This window comes from Enterococcus sp. DIV0170, from assembly GCF_051710765.1.
GTDB lineage: Bacteria > Bacillota > Bacilli > Lactobacillales > Enterococcaceae > Enterococcus_A > Enterococcus_A raffinosus.
In genome coordinates this window covers 129,912-149,341 of the sequence record NZ_JBIOLG010000001.1, presented here as the reverse complement: position 1 = coordinate 149,341, position 19,430 = coordinate 129,912, and the positions used below count along the sequence as shown (strand labels likewise).

Below are 19,430 nucleotides of genomic sequence, written 5' to 3'. Positions count from 1 at the left end.
CTTAAGCCTCCTTCTCCATATAAAAGCGCGTAAAGGCCTCTTCCTGAATAAACAACTCGCCGGCCGCTAAAACATCCGCTAATTCGATTTCCTGAATAATTTCCGGCATATCAAACAAGGTCCATTCACCAAACAACGACTGAGTAAATTGGTTAGCAACATACTCTAAAGAATTTAAGGATTGGAAATATTTTCCCAACATTTTTTTCTTCAGTAACGCTAAATTCTCTTCGTTGATCTCTGGATCAGTCGCAAAGTGCAACAAAATTTCAGTTAAACGATCGGCTAATTTTTGTGGTTCTTCACTATCTCCGCCAAAATCCGCAAAGTAAAAACTACGGTCCATTGAAAATTCATACCCAAAGCTGTCATCTAACAAGCCCTCATTGTACAAGCGCAAATAATTTTGAGAAGTCGTTCCAACTAACATTTGGAATAGCAAATCCATCGCTATTTTAAAGATCAAACGCTGCTTGTCATCTGTAGGCAACTCTGCCAGCCCTTTCACACCCACGATTGCCTTGGGCATTGTAATCGGCATTTTTTCTTCACTAAGCTTGATGATTTCCTCCGGCGTTTCTTGTGGGAAGCGACGTTGAATAGACTCTGGCGCCTCAAAGGTCTTTTTCGCTTGATTGTCACGAATAAAGGCCATCAAGGACTCTGGATCCAGATTTCCAACAACAAATAGCGTCATATTGCTAGGATGATAAAACGTATTGTAGCAAGTGTACAAATCCTCTGCTGTAATTTCTGCAATAGATGCGACTGTTCCAGCGATGTCAATGTGCAGCGGATGCTTTGGATACATGTTTTTTAAAATAGCGAAAAACTGCTGCCAGCTTGGATCATCCTGATACATTTGAATTTCTTGACCAATGATCCCTTGTTCCTTTTGTACCGATTCTTCAGTAAAATACGGCTCTTGAACAAAGTCTAATAGTGTTTCTAGGTTCAACTCCAATTGATCCGTCGTTGAAAATAAATAGCTGGTTCGAGTAAAACTGGTAAAAGCATTCGCCGATGCTCCTTGTTCCCCAAATTTTTGGAACACATCACCGTCTTCTTTTTCAAACATCTTATGCTCTAAAAAATGAGCGATACCGTCAGGAACTTTAACATACTCTGTTCCGCCACGGGGCACAAATTCATTGTCGATTGAGCCATAATTGGTACTGAACAGCCCATATGTTTTGTGATACCCAGCTTTCGGCAGCAAATATACCGTCAAACCATTCGGTAAAACTTCTTTATATAGTGTCTCATTGATTTTTTGATACGCTACTTTATCCATTTTGACGTCCTCCATCTAAAAAGAAGATCGCTTGAAGACGAATTTTTTTCGCGACGTTCTGAACATCTTTTGGTGTCACTGCCGCCAAACGTCTCAGCCATTCTTCGTCTGTCAGCTTACTTTGCGGCAGCCATTGTGCCAAGTAAGTTGTCTCAATCGTGTTTTGCATACTGTCTAAGCCCAGCAGATAATGATTTTTCAGCATAGCTTTGGTTTGTTGAAAAGCCAGCTCGGTAAAGTTACCAGCCTGCAGCTCAATCAACTGTTCATCGATCAACCGTAAAACTTTTTCACGATTGTTGCTATTAATCCCCGTTTGTACTTGTAAATAACCGCGGAAGGTATCAAACGAACTAGAGGCATAATAGGCTAAGCTGGCTTTTTCCCGCACATTCATAAAGAGCTTGGAGTGTGGAAAGCCGCCGAACAGGCCGTTAAAGACCAACAATGCAAATCGATCTGTATCCTCATAATAAATATCTGTCCCATAGGCCAAGTTCAATTTACCTTGTGTGACGGTTTCTTGGATCTGTTGCTCACGGATAACATTATCATTTGTTTGATAGTAATAAATTGCTGGGAAGCTCTCCTCCCGATCTACAAACGGTAGTTGCTTAAACAAAGCTACCATCTCTGCTTCTTCCACATCACCGATCACAAACAGATCCACCTGATCTTCAGTGATCATTTCATAATAATAAGCTGCTAAGCCTTCATTTGTCTCTTTTTCTAAATCCGTAACCGTCCCAAAACTTGGGATTTTTTGTGCCTCATCTGTAAAATAGGTCTCTTTGATTTTCAACGAAGCCATTGTTTGCTTGTCTTCCTGTAACGTTTCAATATAGCTTCGCAGATTTTCCTTTTCAAGCTGAAAGGTCTGTTCATCAAATTTCCCATCGTGGATATTTGGATGGAATAAAACCTCCTGCAGAAAATCCATGGCAGCTGGTAACAGCTTCGGATCATCTACATACTTCCCGTTTACAATGCCTAAGCCGATGTCCAGCCAGTGAAGATTTCCTTTGCGTCCAACATTCAAGCCAAAACTGGCCCCATACAGCTCAGCCAACTGTCCGCTTAGTTTCGTCTGATCAGGGTAACGCAAAGAACTGGTTTCTAATAGATTAGCTAACAAGGCACGTTTAGTCATGATGTCCTTTGTTAAACGAGTCGTTAATCGTCCATATAATTGAATGGTTTTGTATTTTTTTGTTGGAATGACGTGCAGACGCACGCCTTTTTTTAGTTCAATCATCACAAAGCTCCTTATTTCTTATTTTTTGCAGAAAATTAAGGCTGATATTCCTGTGACAGAATATTCAACCAGAGGTTTGCCTATTTCAGGCTAATTTAAAAAAATTCAATTTATTCTCGTATGGTTTCGAGCATATCACGAAAGTAAAAAAGAGACGAATCTCCACTATTATCATTAAAGATAATTATAGCACAGGAACAGTATAAGAACTGAATTCGGACATAGCTCCTAGTCCCTTTTATTTCTAATTTTTTTCTTCTTTCGCTATACTGAAAATAAGGACGAAGAGAGGAGTGACACGATGTTTAAAGAATTTAAAGAGTTCTTGATGCGGGGCAATGTCATCGATCTTGCAGTTGGTGTAGTTATTGGTACTGCCTTTACCGCGATTGTGACAAATGTCGTCAACGGATTGATCACGCCCCTAGTGGGATTAATTGTTTCCTTATTTACGAAAGGAAAAGATTTGAACGAAGCCATGTCTGTTTTAGATTGGACACCTGTTAAGGGAGTTACCTTTGCCTTTGGCGATGTTGTCAGCGCATTGATCACATTCATTATCACTGGTTTTGTGCTATTTTTAATCGTTAAAGCTGCCAACAAAGCAAAAGATGCAGCCAGCAAAGAAGAAGCTGCTGAACCTGAAGAAACGGTTCCTACAGCTGAAGACTACTTGGCAGATATTCGTGATCTATTAGTCGAACAAAAAAAGGCGACTCGAGAAGATTTCGAAGACAAATAAAAACCATGGAGCAAGCGCTCCATGGTTTTTAAATTGCTTCTGTTAAAAATTCGATCTCTACTGTGCGAGTCAATACATCGGAATAGCTGTATGAAACACGTTCGAAAGAATTTTCTTCTGGGTCCAAATCAACTACAAAAACGGAAGGATAAGTCTCTGTTAGGATTCCTTTTCGTTGTGTTTGACGCTTGCGTCCCGTCTGAGCTACAAGCATAATCGGAGCACCAATACGATCTTCCAAGTTTTTCTTGATAGTCGCTAAAGTTGTTGGCATACAGTTCACCTCAACATATATTATAGCACAAATATAAAACTTTTCAATGTTATCATAAGATAAAAAAATTTGCAAATTCTTATTTATTTAATAGGAAGGATTCCTGTTGCGTTATTCATCTAATTCATATATTTTTTTCTTGATCTTATTCTTCGTCCGATTCAGTGCGTTATGAATCGCTTTTTCTGTTTCATTTAACTGCTGCGCGATGTTTTTGGTTTCTTCGCCTTTCAGGTAAGAATGCAGCACCCGTAGCTCTAAAGGAGAAAGGACAACTTCACCCGTCAGGATCATCTCACTGATAAACATCGTCTCCTCTAAAAACTCGTGATAATAAAAACGCTCACTAAAGGTCTCCGGTCCAACCTTCTCAATCGATACAGCCTGCTGCTGTGCCAGACGCTTTTTGGCCTGTTGACGGCGTAAAAGGGAACGGACTCGATTTTCAAAAATCATTTTGTAGTACAAACCGAATGTCGTTCCACGATTTTTGCGGTAGCTCTGTATGGCATCATTTAACGCAATTCGTCCTTCTTGCAACCAATCATCGAAATCAAAATCGCGTATCTTGTAACGATTCTGCATACTGTACACAACGGGAATATATTGATTAAACATTTCTTCAAAGGCAACACTATCAAATGGTTCTGATTTTTTTAGTTCTTCCATTCCAAAAAACACCCCTCTCACAAGTAAAAGCATACACTTTGTCTAAAAATGAGAGGAGTGTTAAAAGGATATTTATTTTTTTCGACTTAATTCGTCCAGTTTTTGCGACAATTTTTGCAATTGTTCATTATTCCAAGGAGAATTTCGACGAAAATTTTTAAAATGCGTATCTTTAGTATCACCAGTTATCAAAGCTTCTGTCTCCTGAACGGTCTTGTACAGCTCACGCGCAGAAGTCCGCAAAGCTCCCTGAGAAAAAATCGTCCATTGCTCTGCTAAATCACTGGTCGCTACCGTTACCTGTGTTAACCGATCATTTAATTCGCCGGCGATTCGCTCAATGTAGCTGTCGGCCGTTTCGTCCTCTTTAGTAAAGACAACCGTTAGCTGATATTTTTTATAGCTTTGAGTGATACCAGGTACAAACTGAGCATCGAACACTACAATCGTCTCAAGTCCTTGATATTTTGCAAAGTTCGATAGACGAAACAACAAGGCTTCCCGCGCTTCTTCTAATCGATCTTGATTTTTCAAGGCTGTTAATTCTGGCCAGGCGCCGATCATGTTATACCCATCAACGATCAATAATTGTTTCTTCATTACAGCTCACTTCGCTTTCGGAAGACCTCATACATCAGTAATCCGGCAGCTACGCCCGCGTTCAAACTTTGAACATGCCCAGTCATAGGAATCGTCAGCATTTCATCGACTTCCTTCTTCAGACCAGCACTCATGCCTTTTCCTTCGTTGCCGATAATCAAGGCAATCGGTCCAGAAACCTTCCACTGACGATAGTCTGTTCCAGCCATATCTGTCCCAAAGATCCAGTAGCCCGCATCCTTCAGCTGTTTGATGCTTTGGGCTAAGTTCGTTACTCGAGCGATCGGTACATATTCCACCGCGCCTGTCGAAGCCTTTGTCACTACAGGGGTGATACCGACTGAGCGATGCTTCGGAATGATCACACCAGATACCCCGCTGGCATCTGCCGTTCGCAGAATCGATCCAAAATTATGCGGGTCCTCCAAACTATCTAAAATCAGTAAGAAGGGCGCTTCTTCAGCGGACGTTTTTGCCAACAGCTCCTCTAACGTCAAATATTCATAGGGCGTTATGCCTAGAACGATCCCTTGGTGGACGCCGCCATCACTTAACGTATCTAATTTTTGCTTGGGCACCCACTTCACCGGAACTGCTTGTTCCTTTGCTAACCTTTTTAATTGATCGATCTTCTCGCCATGTGCATCCTCTTGTAAGAATAATTTATTCCCTCGGCCTGCTTGTAATGCTTCTACACTCGCATGATGACCGAAAACAAAGTTATTTTCTTCCGACTCAGTCACATCAATCGATTCTTTGCGACGGTCTTTCGGACGATCATTTTTTCGCTGATTGTGCCGATCATTTCCACGTCGTTGTTTTTTACCCTTCATTTGCTTCGCCCGCTTTCTCTAAACACCACTTGATCAATTCTTCCAGTCGTTCTTTTTGCTCCAACAGATGCAGATAGCCCATCAAGGCCTCAAAACCTGTGGACATTCGATAGGTCATGATATCTGTATTTTTAGCAGAGGTATAGCTTTTAGCATTGCGTCCACGTCGATAAATCCCCTGCTCTTCTTCTGTCAGCATACCATCTTCGATCATTTTTTGGATCAACATTGCTTGGGCTTTCGCCGAAACATAATGTGTTGCCATGTGATGCAGTTTATTCGGGCGTGTTTGACCTTCTCGTACTAAATGGTCCCGCACATAGGTTTCATAGATAGCATCGCCAACATACGCCAGTGCCAGTGCGTTTAATTGTTTATAATCAGTCATTATACTCGTCTCCAACGGACGCCTTGTGGGGTGTCTTCTAAAATAATTCCTTGCTCTTTTAATTGATCACGAATTTCATCACTGCGGGCAAAGTTTTTGTCTTTGCGGGCTTGGTTTCGTTCTTCAATCAATTGATCAACCTCTTCGTCCAATAGACCTGCCGTTTGGAAGACAATGCCGAAAACGCCCAACATCTTCGTAAATTCCTCCAATGCTGTCGTTAGAACTACTGCTGAAACCTGCTCCTGCTCGCTATAATGATTCAACCATTTCGCCACTTCATAAACGACGGTGATTCCATTAGCCGCATTGAAGTCGTCATCCATTTCTTCAATGAATCGATCTTTTAGTCCTTGCAGCTCAGCGATTCTCGTCGGATCGTCAGCCAATTCCGCGACTGCTGATTCTTGTCGGAACGTCGCATTTTCAAACGCTGTCCGTAATTTTTGCAAGTTCGCTTGAGCATCCTTCATGGTTGCTTCGCTATAACGAATCGGGCGACGGTATTGTGTCGTTGCCATGAAGAAACGCAAAATTTGCGGATCAATTTCTTTCACCAAATCATGCACTGTCACAAAGTTTCCTAAAGACTTGCTCATCTTCGCATCGTCTTCTCCAATCGTTACATACCCATTGTGCATCCAATAATTGGCGAAACGCTGTCCAGTTTTCGCTTCACTTTGAGCAATTTCATTTTCATGATGGGGAAATTCCAAATCCTGACCACCGCCATGAATATCAATCGTATCACCTAGATGCTTGGTCGCCATTACCGAGCACTCGATATGCCAACCTGGACGGCCTTCACCCCAAGGAGAATGCCAAGAAATCTCATCTGGCTTCGCACTCTTCCATAAAGCAAAGTCCAAGGGATCCTCTTTGATCGCTTGCTCTGCGCCAGTTCGTTGACTCGCGCCAACCTCCAGCTCATCAATAGATTGATCGCTTAATTCCCCATAGTGTTCAAACTTACGTGTTCGATAATAAACATCGCCTTCAGCTTCGTAAGCATAGCCTTTTTCAATCAGCGCTTCGATGAACGCCAAAATATCCGGAATATGGTTGATGACGCGCGGATGAAGAGTCGCTGGCTTCACATTTAGCGCAGCAGTATCTTCTTTGAAGGCCTCAATGAAACGATCCGCTACTTCTGGCGCAGTGATTGATAATTCTTTCGCCGCTTTGATGATTTTGTCATCTACGTCTGTAAAATTCGATACATAGTTTACCTCGTAGCCGCGATACTCAAAATAGCGACGAATCACATCAAAGGCGATGGAACTACGGGCATTTCCAATATGGATATAGTTATATACTGTTGGTCCGCAAACATACATGCGAACTTTATTTTCTTCTATTGGTTGAAAAATCTCTTTCTCCCGTGTCAATGTATTGTGTATTTTAATCATGTTGAACCTTCTCCCCTTTTACTCTAACTACTCTTGCTGGAACACCTACCGCGGTCGAGTCCGCGGGTATATCCTTTAAAACGACCGCTCCTGCGCCGATCTTCACACGCTCGCCAATCTCTATAGGACCTAATATCTGTGCGTTCGCCGAAATAAACGCTCCCTGACGTACCGTCGGATGTCGTTTCCCTGTATCTTTTCCAGTTCCTCCTAATGTTACCCCATGAAATAATACGACGTCACGTTCAACCTCCGCTGTTTCACCGATCACTACACCCATTCCATGATCAATGAAGACTCCGGGAGCGATTTTGGCACCAGGATGAATCTCGATTCCTGTTAAAAATCGCCAAAACTGCGAATGAATCCGTGCTAATAAAAACCAACGGTGCCGATAAAGAAAATGCGAGAACTTATGAAAGAATAATGCGTGAACACCTGGATATGTAAGGACTACTTCTGCGCCAGTTCTGACTGCCGGATCATTGCGTTTCGCCGCTGCGATTGCTTCTTGCCACCATCCCATTTACCTCAACTCCTTTATTTTCCTATTGTCAGAATCCATACTATCGTACTCTGACAACTTTTTCATTTTGTTCAAGTTTACTGACTTTCTTCGCTTTCATTAGTTAGCTGCCTATACTGCGAAAAACGTATAAGTATCAACTTTTTCAAAATGCGAAAAAGTTCGTTTGATTTTCATTACGCATACCATTCCACTAACTTGCTAAAGCAAGAAGTGGAACTGGCAGCTAGCACCTTTTTGATGACATCCTTTTTCCAAAAAACAGAAAAAGGATTTTATCGTTGCTTCGCATACGATTCCGCTAAACATCTCATTCTCAGATTAGTCAAGAAATCTTATTTAATTTCTTGTACACTATAGAACTGCGAAAAGCGTAACTCGCAAAAAAGCGTCTTTTGAGTTTCCTCAAAAGACGCTTCTACGTGGTCCCACTTTTGTTTGCAATGATGCCTTGAAACAGGTAACGTCTGTGAACCGTCCTTGGCTACGTATCGCCAAGACCACTCGGAGATGCATTTCGCAAGTGTTGATTTGACTGCTTCCACCTCCCGCAGTCTCTCTGAAAAATCGCCGCTTGCTACTTCTTCTCTTCTATGTGTTTACATTACTTGATCTAAATGTGCTAAGGCTTTTTCTTTGCCTAATAATTCAACGGTTTCTGGTAATTCTGGACCATGGACCATGCCGCTGACTGCGACCCGGATTGGCATCCATAGATTTTTCCCTTTGATACCCGTTTCTTTTTGGACCGCCTTGATTGCAGCTAAAACACTTGCAGCATCGACCGTTTCTAATCCTTCTAGCTGTTCCTTGAAGGCCGCTAATACAGTTGGTACGCCTTCGCCTGCTAAAACTTCTTTCGCAGCAGCCTCAAGCTCTAAATGGTCTTGGAAGAATAAGCTAGAAACCTCTGTGATTTCCGCCGCATAGCTCATTTGTGGTTGATACAAGCTGACTACGCGTTTCACCCAAGCTTTGTGTTCTGGTGTTAGATTTTCTTCGACTTTACCAGCCTTGATTAAATAAGGCAAGCACAAGTCTGTTAATTTATCCAAATCCATCGCTTTGATGTAATGGTTATTGACCCATTCTAGTTTCTTTTGATCAAAGGCTGCGGGCGATTTACTCAAGCGTTCCGTATCGAAAATCTTGATCAATTCATCCTGCGGGAAGATTTCGTCTTCGCCCACTGGTGACCAGCCAAGTAACGCGATAAAGTTGAACATCGCTTCTGGCAGATAGCCTAATTCACGGTATTGTTCGATAAATTGCAGAATGCTTTCATCCCGTTTACTTAATTTCTTGCCTGTTTCTGTATTAATGATCAACGTCATATGACCGAATGTTGGACGAGGCCAACCAAAGGCATCATAGATCATCAATTGTTTCGGTGTATTGGCGATATGATCATCTCCGCGTAAAACATGCGTGATCTTCATCAGGTGATCATCTACTGCAACCGCAAAATTATACGTCGGCATACCGTCACGTTTTTGAATGATGAAATCGCCGCCGACATTGTCAGATTCAAAGCTGATTTCTCCTTTGACCATATCGTCAAACGTGAAGCTCGTATTGCGAGGAACGCGGAAACGAATCACTGGCTCTAGCCCTTGTGCTTCTTTTTCTGCTTGCTCTTCAGGTGTTAAGTTGGCACATTTACCTGAATAATGAGGCATCTCGCCGCGAGCACGCTGCGCTTCACGCTCTGCTTCCAATTCCTCAGATGTGCAGTAGCATTTGTAGGCTAAGTTACTCATTAATAATTGATCAATTAACGGTTGATAAACATCGCGTCGTTCAGATTGACGGTAAGGGCCGTATTTCCCAGGATTTTCTGGTGATTCGTCCCAGTCGATTCCAAGCCAAGCTAAGTTTTCCAGCTGGCTTTTTTCGCCGCCTTCGATATTTCTTTTTAAATCGGTGTCCTCGATTCGAATGATGAATTCTCCATCATTGTGGCGAGCAAATAGATAATTGAACAATGCTGTTCGGGCGTTTCCGATGTGTAAGTGTCCTGTTGGACTTGGTGCGTAGCGCACACGAATTTTCGACATATAGTAGTTCCTCTTTCCCGCTTATTTAACAAATGAAAAACATTTGCTACTCAACACAAATTGTACAATCAATCCATTGTTTAGTAAAGCTGCACTCTTATTTTCCACCCTTATCATGAGTGTAATCTAACTTTTTCTCTGGTGAATCGTCCTTGATGTTACGGCTTGAATGTGCGGGCTTCGCAAAGATCATCCGTCCAGCCGCCGTTTGCAGTGCACTTGTTACAACGACTTCTATGTGTTCATTCATATAATGCTGTCCATCTTCAACAACGACCATTGTTCCATCATCCAGATACGCGACCCCTTGCTGACGTTCCGTTCCAGCCTTCACAACCAAAACATTCATGTTCTCACCTGGGATCACTACAGGCTTCACGGCATTTGCCAAAGCATTGATATTTAAGACTGCAACGTTTTGGAATTCAGACACTTTGTTCAAGTTGTAGTCATTTGTTACGATCACGCCATCCAGCAACTTAGCCAATTTGATCAATTTACTGTCGACTTCGCTGATATCTTCGAAATCTCCATCATACATTTCAACAGCGATGCCTTCTTCTTTTTGCAGTGAGTTTAAAATGTCCAACCCGCGGCGTCCCCGTACACGCTTCAAGCTGTCACCAGAATCGGCAATGTATTGCAATTCATAGAGGACAAAATTCGGGATCATCAAAACGCCTTCTAAAAAGCCGGTTTTCGCAATATCATAAATTCTTCCGTCAATGATGACACTTGTATCCAAAATTTTATATTTATGGAAATGATCATCTGCTTTGCGTTCTAAGACTTCGCCTTCATTTGTTTCAGATTTCTTGCTTCGGCCGCTGAAGAATTTTTTCAATTCATCGATCCGCGTCGTTCCCATCCGAAAGCCTAGATAACCCAATAACAGCATGATCAAAATCGGCAAGCCGCTGTTAATGAACGGGATCGGAATCTGGTACAAAGGAGTCGTCCCGATCAATCCAAGGGTCAATCCAAGGATCGCACCTACCACTCCAAATAAGATATACGTTAAGCTCAATTCATTTAATTGTTTTTCAATTCTTTTTACACCAACTGTGATTGGTTCCACGATAGCCAAAGAAATAATATAAAAAATAATTGCACCGATCAGGCCATTCGTTAGTGAATTATTCAACCACATATTGTCTGCATAACCAACCGCTGTCCACGCTACGGGCAGGAAAGTAATTCCTAAACTAATCCCAACGAGTAAAACGATTACTGTCAACACACGTTTCTGCATGCCATCCCTCCTAAATTCTAATAGTTATTTTTTTGAATAAAGGGCGTGCCGGAAAATCTCTCCGGCACTGCCGCTTATTAACGAAATACTTTTCTTAAGGTTTCCCCTAAGGTTGCCACAGGAACCAATTCGATTCCTTTTGGCGGTTTCCAATCGCCCATATTGTTCTTAGGCAGATAGATTTTTTTGAAGCCCAATTTGCTGGCTTCTTTCACCCGCTGTTCAATGCTATTGACCCGACGAATTTCACCCGTCAAACCAATTTCACCGATAAAGCATTCGGTGGCTTCCGTGCCGTTTTCTTTGTAGCTGGAGGCAATCGCCACAGCCACCGCTAAATCAATGGCCGGTTCATTTAATTTTACCCCGCCTGCCGCTTTTAAGTAGGCATCTTGATTTTGCAGCAGCAACCCGGCGCGTTTTTCCAAAACAGCCATGATCAAAGAAACGCGGTTGAAATCTAAGCCGGTCGTTGTTCGCTTCGCGTTGCCGAAAACAGTGGGGGTTACCAATGCCTGCACCTCAACCAGTATCGGACGGCTGCCTTCCATGGCAACCACGATTGCTGAGCCGGTTGCTCCTTCTAGACGTTCCTCTAGGAAAACCTGTGAAGGATTGGCCACTTCGACCAGACCCCGTTCTCTCATCTCGAAAATTCCGATTTCATTAGTGGAACCGAAACGATTTTTTACCGCGCGTAAGATTCGAAAGCTGTGATGCTTCTCACCCTCAAAGTATAAAACAGTATCCACCATATGCTCCAACATTCGCGGACCTGCGATATTTCCCTCTTTGGTCACATGACCTACGATAAAAATCGCAATACCGTTCGTCTTCGCTAGCTTCAACAGCTCTGCGGTGGTCTCCCGAACCTGGCTGACCGAGCCCGCCACACTAGTGATATCTGGTTGTGTCATGGTTTGGATCGAGTCGATGATCACATAATCCGGCTTCAGATTTTCAATCGTTCGGCTGATTTCTCCCATGTCTGTTTCCGCATATAAATAAAAATCTGTCTCACTTGATCCTAGGCGCTCCGCCCGCAATTTTATCTGCTGCGCACTTTCTTCTCCAGAAACATACAAAACTGTGCCGCCGGTTGCCGCTAATTGATGGGATACTTGCAATAGTAAGGTGGATTTCCCAATACCGGGGTCCCCACCGATTAATACCAATGAACCTGGAACCACTCCGCCGCCAAGAACGCGATTCAATTCAGCTAATTCTGTCTGAACGCGCGTTTCCTTTTTGAAGACGACATCCTTTAATTTGGTAGGTGTCGCACGCTCTCCGGTTAAACTGACACGGTTGCGTCGATCTTCAGGATGATTTTGCTCAATCTCCTCTACCATTGTGTTCCAATTTCCGCAGTTAGGACAACGCCCTAAATACTTAGGCGAAACATAACCACATTCTTGGCAGATAAATTGTGTCTTGGATTTTTTTGCCAAACCCTTCGCCTCACTCATTTAATTGATTCGTTATTTCTGATCGGATGAACCAAAGCCGCCTGTTCGTTCCGCTTCGGCCACATCATTATCGGCTTTTAGAAACGGCAGGAAGATCCCTTGACCGATCCGTTCGCCTTTTTTGATTTGTACGTCTGTCAAACCGAAATTTGAAAACTGGAACATAATATGCCCTTCGTTGTCCGGGTTATTATAATAATCGCTGTCAATCACTCCAACCCCATTGCTTAGCGTCAAGAAACGCTTCAATGGATTGCTGGAACGGTTTGCCAGCTGTAAGTATTCATCTTGTCCCATATAGGCTTTGATCCCTGTAGGAACCAATACGGGTTTAACAATTTTTTCAGATACCTCAGATCCTTTTGTAAAATGCTGAATGACTTGTTTCCAAATCGCTGGAATCACGATATCCTCTGCAGCCTCAAAATCATAGCCTGCCGCATTTTTTGTCGCCCGTTTTGGCAAGTTGATTTGTTTATCCTGGTAAGCTGCTGTTACTTCAAAACCACGTTTTTTCATTGTAATCTCCTTTAGTTCTTTGTGCCTTATTTGGCTCGTCTGTCCAGTTGCTTATTTCGCAAGAAACGTACGGAAAAAGAAGCGGACATCCTTTGTGAAATATATAGCTATTCTACCATAGAGCACGCTTCTGTTCGAAAATCTTTTACGAAAACTCTATGGAAATTTAATGAATTTTTTTCGCTTTATTTTAATTCTCGCTGATTCGTTCATCTAAAGCTGGCAAACGGTTGATATACATCTCAATTCGTTTTGCATAAGAAGGACTCTCCTCATACGTTTTAATCTGTTTCTGCAGCGTTTTAAGATCATCTGTCACAATGCCATTCACATTTAGTGAGATCATTCGATCCATCGAATCGGCATCATTGACTGTCCAAGCATAAACATCCTTATCTTCTTGATGCGCCCGTTGAACAAAATCCCCTGTCAAGGTTGTTTCTTCCATTGTATAAGCATTTGCTGGTGTCTGGGGGAATACTAAATTATAAGGCAAGACATAACTGACATACAACTTTGGTGCCTTTTCCTTCAATTCAGTCACCACGTCATAATCCAACGAATGAATCCGGTGATGATGGGTTAAAATATTCTGTTGATACTTTTCAATAAAGTTTTCCACCATCTCTTTAGAATCTGACGAATTGGTTTTGATCTCAATCAATAGTTTTTGCTGATGTTCATTGGCAAAGGCTAAGTACTCATCAAAGCTGGCAATAGAAGCAACATGACCATTTTCCACAGCTTGCAGGTCTTGAGCCTCACTCAATGTCAGGTCATGGGTGGTTTTGTCACGCCCAGTTAATTTCCGGAAGTTTTTATCATGAAAGACGACAAATTGATGATCTTTGGTTTCTTGAACGTCCATCTCGATATAATCGGGTTTTTCTTTAATGGTCGCGGCCATTGCCGGAATGGTATTCTGTACTCCGTTGCCGTTGTCTACTCCCCGATGAGAGATCGTTAAAGGAATAGAATCTGCCAACCCTGTCAGATACAACACATTGCTAAGCAACGTTGTCCCACCTAAAAAGACAAACAAAATGGCGGCTGCGATACGTGTCCACAAGCTTGGACGGATCAAACGTAACGGACGCTCGCCGCTAATCACCAGTGGATAAAACTTTTGAACCAAGACACTAAAATAAAGCACCGTCGCCCAGGCTAGCATCAATTGACTGAAAAGCTGGATACTTGTGAGTGTGATCATCGCACCGATTGCAGGAAATGGTTTAGGCAACAAGTCCAAAACGACCTGTAGACCATAGCTCAGACCGTAGCCGAGGTACGAAACAATGGTTAAAAATACGGTCAAAATAAATATACGCCAAGCATAATGCCAGTATCGGTGATGGGTCAACGCTAGACTCTTTTCAACCGCTTGTTTTGGCGGCTCATCAGAAAAAATCATTAAGGGCAGGACAAACAGCAAGCGGATTCCGATATACGATACAACAATGGAGGCAAGAATCAATAATAGAAGAAATAATAGGTTCTCACTTAAATAATCTAAAATAAATACTGGTATCGTCACTTTGCTTAATAGAGGAGTTCGGAAAATGGCGTTAGCAAAAGGCAGGATCAGTACAAAATAAAAGAGAAAGAAAAAGAAAGTGGCCGGCCGTAAATGACGCATATGATACACCGATTGCTTAAAAAGCGTCCACAGAGAACGGTCTTCCTTTGTTTGAATACTTTTGATACTGAATAGCTGAAACGTAAATTGTAGAAAAACCAAGGTTAGCACGATGGCTAGCAAAACTAGTAAACCGGCTAAAACTCCCGGATGTTTCGTTAAAATCGTTAAAATATTAGTGCTAGATACATAAGGTATATTTCCTTGTTTTAAAATGAAGGCAATTGAAAATTGAACACACGGAATCACCAACATTTCTAATACGATATTGGTGCCAACAATCAAAAGAATGTAACTGCCCCAATGACGCAAAAATTCTCTTGAGTAGGTAAAGAAAAAACGCAGCGATGACATTTGATACCCCTTCTTTCAAATAAATAATGCAGGTAAATTTCTATAGGACGGTGAATTGCCAAAAATGATGCAAAGGCGAAAAACGAATTGGCAGCTAACTCGGTTTGAGGAAATCATTTTTCTACAAATTAGAAAAATGGTTTTATTTTCGTACGCATACCATTCCACTAAAAAGCTCGCCACTATAGCTCACTCTAACAATTGTTTCTGTTATCAACTTTTAAATAACTGCGAAAAGTGGAACTGGCAGCTAACTCGGTTTGAGGAAATCATTTTTCTACAAACAGAAAAATGTTCTATTTTCGCACGCATACCATTCCACTAGGTTCCATGAGCAACAATTTGTTCTAACTTAATAGTTTGTTTTCTCTCTAAATAAACTGCGAAAAGTGGAACTGGCAGCTAGCTCGGTTTGAGGAAATCATTTTTCTACAACCCAGAAAAATGTTTGCTATTTTCGTACGCATACCATTCTACTAGGTTCCATGAGCAATAATTTGTTCTAACTTAATAGTTTGTTTTCTCTCTAAATAAACTGTGAAAAGTGGAACTGGCAAAAAATCGGGCACACGGGTTTATGTGTCCGATTGTTGTTGGCGTTTTTGATCGTATTCTGGATCAAACTCGTCGGTTTCGATATAAATATAGGCCTTTTTATCCGGTAATGCCCTGCGAATGACGCGTTCGATTTGGTTAACCACATCGTAGCTGACGCCTTCATAGGAATCCGCAATGTCAATTTTCGCAGCGATCATGACTTCCGTTGGACCTAAATGAACGGTTTTGATATCGATGACTTTTTTGACTTCATCTCGTTTAAACGCATCTTGAATTTTTATCAGATCGTTCTTTGAGACGCTCTCGCCAATGATTAGACTGTAAAATTCTCGTGCTAAAAAGATCGAAGCAAACATCAGCATCATCCCGATCAACAATCCGCTCAAGGCATCGAACATCGGGTTTCCAGTAACCATCGTCAATACGGTTCCGATAATCGCCAACACTAAACCAATCACCGCACAAAAATCCTCTGTGAAAATAATCAGAATTTCACTGTGGCGGCTTTCATGTAGAAACTTGAATAACGGCAGCTTCTCTGTGTTCAGTTCATGGATCTCCTTGATCGCTATTCGCAACGAGCTTCCTTCTACTAAGATACCAAAGACTAAAATCGCTAATACGATTAGAGGATTGGCAACCTCATGGCTGGGATGGAATAATTTTTCCACTGCTTCCCAGATCCCTAACGCCCCACCACCAAAGAACAACATGGTGGCAACAATCGTGCTGAAAAAATATTTGGCGCGGCCTTCACCAAACTGATGCAGCTCACTTTGACCGCGAGCAGCACGACGATCACCAAATAATAATAAAATTTGATTGCTGCAATCCACCACACTGTGGATACTTTCATTCATCATCGCGGCACTGCCACTAAGCATGTAACCGACAAATTTACTAACAGCCACTAACACATTGGCCAATAAGGCCGCCAGTACCGCCATCGATCCCTGCGTCTTTTTCTCTTCCATTTGATTCACTCGCTTCCTAATGCCTCTATTATAAAGCAGAAGCGAAAAATCATGAAAGCAAAGCCCTTCAAGTCCGCTATTGTTTTCATGATTCTTTTAATAAGCAAGTAGACATCCTTTACTTTACGTCTTGAACTCCGTCATATTCCCGCGAAAACGCAACGGTAAATGATTGCGCTGCGCCACATAATTGGCGCGTTCATCGATTGTAACTGCCCGCAAGAAGGTTTTCCATTGTTGACGGATATCCTGTTCATTACTGGCTTCGGCAAATTCTGGGCAGCTGGTGTTTTCCATTAAATGGATATTTCCATGATCGATGATCCCCAATAGCTCGTGGGTCTCATCATAGATCATGATTTTTTCCTGAGGATATCTTTCCGCAAAGTGGGGACAAAGATAGGGCATTACATAGTGTTTGGGATTAATTTTGCTGAAGAGCACATCGCCGACATACTCAAAACGAACAAAGCCCGTCAACAAATGATTTTCTCCCAACAGCGTGCGGATACTTTTTCTCAGGGCTAAAATCGAAGGGTGTCCTAAATGATTTTCCAGCAAATCTTTTGTCTGCAGCGCGATCTCGATGGCGTCCAGCAAATAGCGCTCTTTGCCTTCAAGCGTGGCGTAAAAACCATTTTGAATAAACAAAAAATTTTCTGGGCGCAGACGTTGCCGCAATCGGCGATAGATTTTCTCGCCTCGTACTGGATCGGTTGCGACCCATTCTGCCAAAAACAAGCTTTCAACCGCGGTTTCCGGCGACAAAATCAGGGTTGGAAACTTTTTCTCACGAAAGCTGCGATCCACCACCGTCATAAAGCCAAGAAAACTGCCGTCATATTCCCAATGTTCCGCAGATTCTTGCATCCTAATCACCTACTCTTCGCATGTTCAAATCGTTCGACATCAAATAATGATAACTGTTCACTGACTGATTGTGTGTTGTGCTTTTTCAATACTTCATATTGCTTTGAGGAAATCAAAGAAGTAATGATCCACTCAGGGTCTTTGATTAAGCCGGCAGGTGTTTCATGATTGCAGGCAATAAAATATTGTGCCCGTTTGATCACGATGCCTAATTTCTTTAAGTCGGTCAAATGGAGCCGATAATATTTACGCGCCTTGACAATATTTTGCGCGCTTTTTGGACCGATTCCCGGAACGCGCAGCAGCTGATCATACGTCGCAGTCTGGACATCTACGGGGAAGCGTTGATAGTTTTGGACTGCCCAATTCGCTTTAGGATCAAGATAAAGGTTGAAATTTGGCTTGTCCTCAGATAAAATCTCATCCGCTGTAAACTTGTAAAACCGCAGCAGCCAATCCGCTTGATACAGGCGATGTTCCCGCAGGAGTGGCGGTTCTGTCGTTACCGCTGGCAATAAATTGTCCTGATTGACTGGGATATAGGCCGAATAATACACCCGCTTCAACTGATATTTTTGATACAAATTCTCGGAAATCTTCACGATCGACCGGTCACTCTCAGGACTGGCTCCGATAATCATCTGTGTTGACTGTCCGGCAGGCACGAAGCTCGGACCACGGCGGACCGCTGGTAAAAATTCCTGTTCTTTCTTTACCGTCGTAATTTGCTTCATTGGCTTATATAAGTCAAACGGATCTTTGTCCGGAGCCAGTAATTTCAGACTTTCGCGGGAAGGAAGTTCGACATTGACGCTCATTCGATCCGCCAGAAAGCCTAACTCCTCAATCAATTTTTCATCCGCGCCGGGAATCGCCTTGACGTGGATATACCCGCGAAAGCCCTTTTCTTCACGCAAAATTTTCAAGGTCTTAATCAAGAGCTCGCAAGTGTAGTCCGGATTTTTAATAATCGCCGAACTCAGGAATAAGCCTTCAATGTAATTGCGCATGTAGAAATCCATGGTTAAATCCGCCACTTCTTGCGGCGTGAAGGTTGCTCGTGGAATCCCGTTAGATTTACGGTTAATACAATAGTGGCAATCAAAAATACACGCATTGGTAAACAGCAGCTTCAATAACGAGACACATCTGCCATCTGGGGTGAAGGAATGACAAATTCCCGAAACCTGTGTGCTGCCTACCGTTCCTGTCCGTGTATTATTTTCGACACCGCTGCTGGAACAGGAAACATCGTATTTCGCTGATTCCGCTAAAATTTCTATTTTTCTTTCCAGTTCCATCGAAAATCACTCCTTATACATACGAATGCCATCATTATCAAAAAAAAAGCATTTTATACGAACGTATGTTCTTATTTAACCAAAAAAAGGACGAATTGTCAAAAAAGAATTTGAGAGATACTCCTAAAGACGGATGAAGAAGGCGCAGAATTTGCTATAATTTAAAGCATCCAGTAGGACATAATAAAAGGAGTGGGAATAATGGAAAGGAAACAATATGTTTGTGATAAGTGCGGGTCGCAGCACTATACGTCTGACCAGTTTCAAGCAACTGGCGGAAACTTTGCGAAGATTTTTGATGTTCAAAACAAAAAATTTACGACCATCAGTTGTAAGCGCTGTGGGTATACGGAGCTTTACCGCGGAGAAACCTCTGACGGCTGGAATATCCTCGACTTCCTAATGGGCGGCGGGTAAATAAAAAGGCGGCGATCGCCGCTTTTTTATTTT

At 42.3% G+C, this 19,430-nt stretch carries 19 protein-coding genes and 1 other annotated feature; of the genes, 2 read left to right on the top strand and 17 right to left on the bottom strand.

Going from position 1 to position 19,430, the window contains the following annotated elements; genetic code table 11:
• Nucleotide 1: 1 nt before the first annotated feature.
• Nucleotides 2–1,294 carry an EF-P 5-aminopentanol modification-associated protein YfmH gene (gene yfmH / locus IGI50_RS00745; RefSeq protein ID WP_438775760.1) on the bottom strand — a complete coding sequence of 431 codons (1,293 nt, stop codon included), beginning with the start codon at nucleotides 1,292–1,294 and terminating at the stop codon, nucleotides 2–4.
• On the bottom strand, nucleotides 1,287–2,549 hold the full coding sequence (yfmF, locus tag IGI50_RS00740; RefSeq protein WP_438775758.1) for an EF-P 5-aminopentanol modification-associated protein YfmF: 1,263 nt from the start codon (nucleotides 2,547–2,549) through the stop codon (nucleotides 1,287–1,289). Before yfmF ends, yfmH begins: the two co-directional genes overlap by 8 nt.
• 301 nt (nucleotides 2,550–2,850) lie before the next feature.
• Here yfmF and mscL point away from each other — a divergent pair, with 301 nt between their 5' ends.
• Nucleotides 2,851–3,291, top strand: coding sequence for a large conductance mechanosensitive channel protein MscL (gene mscL / locus IGI50_RS00735; RefSeq protein ID WP_218256356.1), 441 nt, complete (start codon nucleotides 2,851–2,853; stop codon nucleotides 3,289–3,291).
• 28 nt (nucleotides 3,292–3,319) lie between these two features.
• Here the strand turns inward: mscL and IGI50_RS00730 are convergent, their stop codons facing one another.
• From IGI50_RS00730 to IGI50_RS00660, 15 genes are all read right to left on the bottom strand, one after another.
• On the bottom strand, nucleotides 3,320–3,565 hold the full coding sequence (locus IGI50_RS00730) for a Veg family protein (protein WP_010742697.1): 246 nt from the start codon (nucleotides 3,563–3,565) through the stop codon (nucleotides 3,320–3,322).
• 111 nt (nucleotides 3,566–3,676) lie between these two features.
• Nucleotides 3,677–4,234 (bottom strand): sigma-70 family RNA polymerase sigma factor, encoded by a 558-nt coding sequence (locus IGI50_RS00725; RefSeq protein WP_010747268.1) that lies wholly within the window; start codon nucleotides 4,232–4,234, stop codon nucleotides 3,677–3,679.
• 72 nt (nucleotides 4,235–4,306) lie between these two features.
• Nucleotides 4,307–4,834, bottom strand: a complete 528-nt coding sequence (locus tag IGI50_RS00720) for an NYN domain-containing protein (protein ID WP_010747269.1) — start codon at nucleotides 4,832–4,834, stop codon at nucleotides 4,307–4,309.
• Nucleotides 4,834–5,667, bottom strand: a complete 834-nt coding sequence (gene rlmB, locus IGI50_RS00715; RefSeq protein ID WP_438775756.1) for a 23S rRNA (guanosine(2251)-2'-O)-methyltransferase RlmB — start codon at nucleotides 5,665–5,667, stop codon at nucleotides 4,834–4,836. The genes IGI50_RS00720 and rlmB overlap by 1 nt, the downstream gene beginning before the upstream one ends.
• Nucleotides 5,657–6,055 (bottom strand): Mini-ribonuclease 3, encoded by a 399-nt coding sequence (locus tag IGI50_RS00710; protein ID WP_010747271.1) that lies wholly within the window; start codon nucleotides 6,053–6,055, stop codon nucleotides 5,657–5,659. The genes rlmB and IGI50_RS00710 overlap by 11 nt, the downstream gene beginning before the upstream one ends.
• The gene (gene cysS / locus IGI50_RS00705; RefSeq protein ID WP_438775755.1) at nucleotides 6,055–7,464 is read right to left on the bottom strand and encodes a cysteine--tRNA ligase; all 1,410 of its coding nucleotides are present in this window, start codon (nucleotides 7,462–7,464) and stop codon (nucleotides 6,055–6,057) included. The genes IGI50_RS00710 and cysS overlap by 1 nt, the downstream gene beginning before the upstream one ends.
• Nucleotides 7,457–7,990, bottom strand: coding sequence for a serine O-acetyltransferase EpsC (gene epsC / locus IGI50_RS00700; RefSeq protein ID WP_010747273.1), 534 nt, complete (start codon nucleotides 7,988–7,990; stop codon nucleotides 7,457–7,459). The genes cysS and epsC overlap by 8 nt, the downstream gene beginning before the upstream one ends.
• Before the next feature lie 405 nt (nucleotides 7,991–8,395).
• Nucleotides 8,396–8,593, bottom strand: a binding site (T-box leader).
• Nucleotides 8,590–10,047, bottom strand: a complete 1,458-nt coding sequence (gene gltX / locus IGI50_RS00695; RefSeq protein ID WP_438775753.1) for a glutamate--tRNA ligase — start codon at nucleotides 10,045–10,047, stop codon at nucleotides 8,590–8,592. It overlaps the preceding feature by 4 nt.
• Before the next feature lie 97 nt (nucleotides 10,048–10,144).
• The gene (locus IGI50_RS00690) at nucleotides 10,145–11,299 is read right to left on the bottom strand and encodes a PIN/TRAM domain-containing protein (RefSeq protein WP_438775752.1); all 1,155 of its coding nucleotides are present in this window, start codon (nucleotides 11,297–11,299) and stop codon (nucleotides 10,145–10,147) included.
• Nucleotides 11,300–11,376: 77 nt separating this feature from the next.
• Nucleotides 11,377–12,750, bottom strand: coding sequence for a DNA repair protein RadA (radA, locus tag IGI50_RS00685; protein ID WP_010747276.1), 1,374 nt, complete (start codon nucleotides 12,748–12,750; stop codon nucleotides 11,377–11,379).
• Between the two features lie 30 nt (nucleotides 12,751–12,780).
• A complete protein-coding gene (locus IGI50_RS00680; RefSeq protein WP_218256351.1) occupies nucleotides 12,781–13,287 on the bottom strand; it encodes a dUTP diphosphatase in 507 nt (168 codons plus the stop codon).
• Nucleotides 13,288–13,477: 190 nt separating this feature from the next.
• Nucleotides 13,478–15,277, bottom strand: coding sequence for a glycerophosphoryl diester phosphodiesterase membrane domain-containing protein (locus IGI50_RS00675; protein ID WP_438775751.1), 1,800 nt, complete (start codon nucleotides 15,275–15,277; stop codon nucleotides 13,478–13,480).
• Nucleotides 15,278–15,852: 575 nt separating this feature from the next.
• Nucleotides 15,853–16,809, bottom strand: a complete 957-nt coding sequence (locus IGI50_RS00670; RefSeq protein WP_010747279.1) for a cation diffusion facilitator family transporter — start codon at nucleotides 16,807–16,809, stop codon at nucleotides 15,853–15,855.
• A 123-nt stretch (nucleotides 16,810–16,932) separates the two neighbouring features.
• Nucleotides 16,933–17,679, bottom strand: a complete 747-nt coding sequence (locus IGI50_RS00665; RefSeq protein ID WP_218256348.1) for a TIGR03915 family putative DNA repair protein — start codon at nucleotides 17,677–17,679, stop codon at nucleotides 16,933–16,935.
• A gap of 5 nt (nucleotides 17,680–17,684) precedes the next feature.
• Nucleotides 17,685–18,980, bottom strand: coding sequence for a putative DNA modification/repair radical SAM protein (locus tag IGI50_RS00660; RefSeq protein WP_218256347.1), 1,296 nt, complete (start codon nucleotides 18,978–18,980; stop codon nucleotides 17,685–17,687).
• A 201-nt stretch (nucleotides 18,981–19,181) separates the two neighbouring features.
• Here IGI50_RS00660 and IGI50_RS00655 point away from each other — a divergent pair, with 201 nt between their 5' ends.
• Nucleotides 19,182–19,397, top strand: a complete 216-nt coding sequence (locus IGI50_RS00655; RefSeq protein WP_010747282.1) for a zinc ribbon domain-containing protein — start codon at nucleotides 19,182–19,184, stop codon at nucleotides 19,395–19,397.
• Nucleotides 19,398–19,430 lie beyond the last annotated feature (33 nt).

Excerpts from the sequence above, each read along its gene's own strand:
- IGI50_RS00730 (WP_010742697.1), bottom strand. The coding sequence starts at position 3,565 with ATGCCAACAACTTTAGCGACTATCAAGAAAAACTTGGAAGATCGTATT.
- yfmF (WP_438775758.1), bottom strand. The coding sequence starts at position 2,549 with ATGATTGAACTAAAAAAAGGCGTGCGTCTGCACGTCATTCCAACAAAA.
- mscL (WP_218256356.1), top strand. The coding sequence starts at position 2,851 with ATGTTTAAAGAATTTAAAGAGTTCTTGATGCGGGGCAATGTCATCGAT.
- IGI50_RS00675 (WP_438775751.1), bottom strand. The coding sequence starts at position 15,277 with ATGTCATCGCTGCGTTTTTTCTTTACCTACTCAAGAGAATTTTTGCGT.
- IGI50_RS00720 (WP_010747269.1), bottom strand. The coding sequence starts at position 4,834 with ATGAAGAAACAATTATTGATCGTTGATGGGTATAACATGATCGGCGCC.
- cysS (WP_438775755.1), bottom strand. The coding sequence starts at position 7,464 with ATGATTAAAATACACAATACATTGACACGGGAGAAAGAGATTTTTCAA.
- gltX (WP_438775753.1), bottom strand. The coding sequence starts at position 10,047 with ATGTCGAAAATTCGTGTGCGCTACGCACCAAGTCCAACAGGACACTTA.
- IGI50_RS00660 (WP_218256347.1), bottom strand. The coding sequence starts at position 18,980 with ATGGAACTGGAAAGAAAAATAGAAATTTTAGCGGAATCAGCGAAATAC.
- IGI50_RS00680 (WP_218256351.1), bottom strand. The coding sequence starts at position 13,287 with ATGAAAAAACGTGGTTTTGAAGTAACAGCAGCTTACCAGGATAAACAA.
- IGI50_RS00710 (WP_010747271.1), bottom strand. The coding sequence starts at position 6,055 with ATGACTGATTATAAACAATTAAACGCACTGGCACTGGCGTATGTTGGC.
- IGI50_RS00690 (WP_438775752.1), bottom strand. The coding sequence starts at position 11,299 with ATGCAGAAACGTGTGTTGACAGTAATCGTTTTACTCGTTGGGATTAGT.
- rlmB (WP_438775756.1), bottom strand. The coding sequence starts at position 5,667 with ATGAAGGGTAAAAAACAACGACGTGGAAATGATCGGCACAATCAGCGA.
- IGI50_RS00655 (WP_010747282.1), top strand. The coding sequence starts at position 19,182 with ATGGAAAGGAAACAATATGTTTGTGATAAGTGCGGGTCGCAGCACTAT.
- IGI50_RS00670 (WP_010747279.1), bottom strand. The coding sequence starts at position 16,809 with ATGGAAGAGAAAAAGACGCAGGGATCGATGGCGGTACTGGCGGCCTTA.
- IGI50_RS00725 (WP_010747268.1), bottom strand. The coding sequence starts at position 4,234 with ATGGAAGAACTAAAAAAATCAGAACCATTTGATAGTGTTGCCTTTGAA.
- epsC (WP_010747273.1), bottom strand. The coding sequence starts at position 7,990 with ATGGGATGGTGGCAAGAAGCAATCGCAGCGGCGAAACGCAATGATCCG.
- yfmH (WP_438775760.1), bottom strand. The coding sequence starts at position 1,294 with ATGGATAAAGTAGCGTATCAAAAAATCAATGAGACACTATATAAAGAA.
- IGI50_RS00665 (WP_218256348.1), bottom strand. The coding sequence starts at position 17,679 with ATGCAAGAATCTGCGGAACATTGGGAATATGACGGCAGTTTTCTTGGC.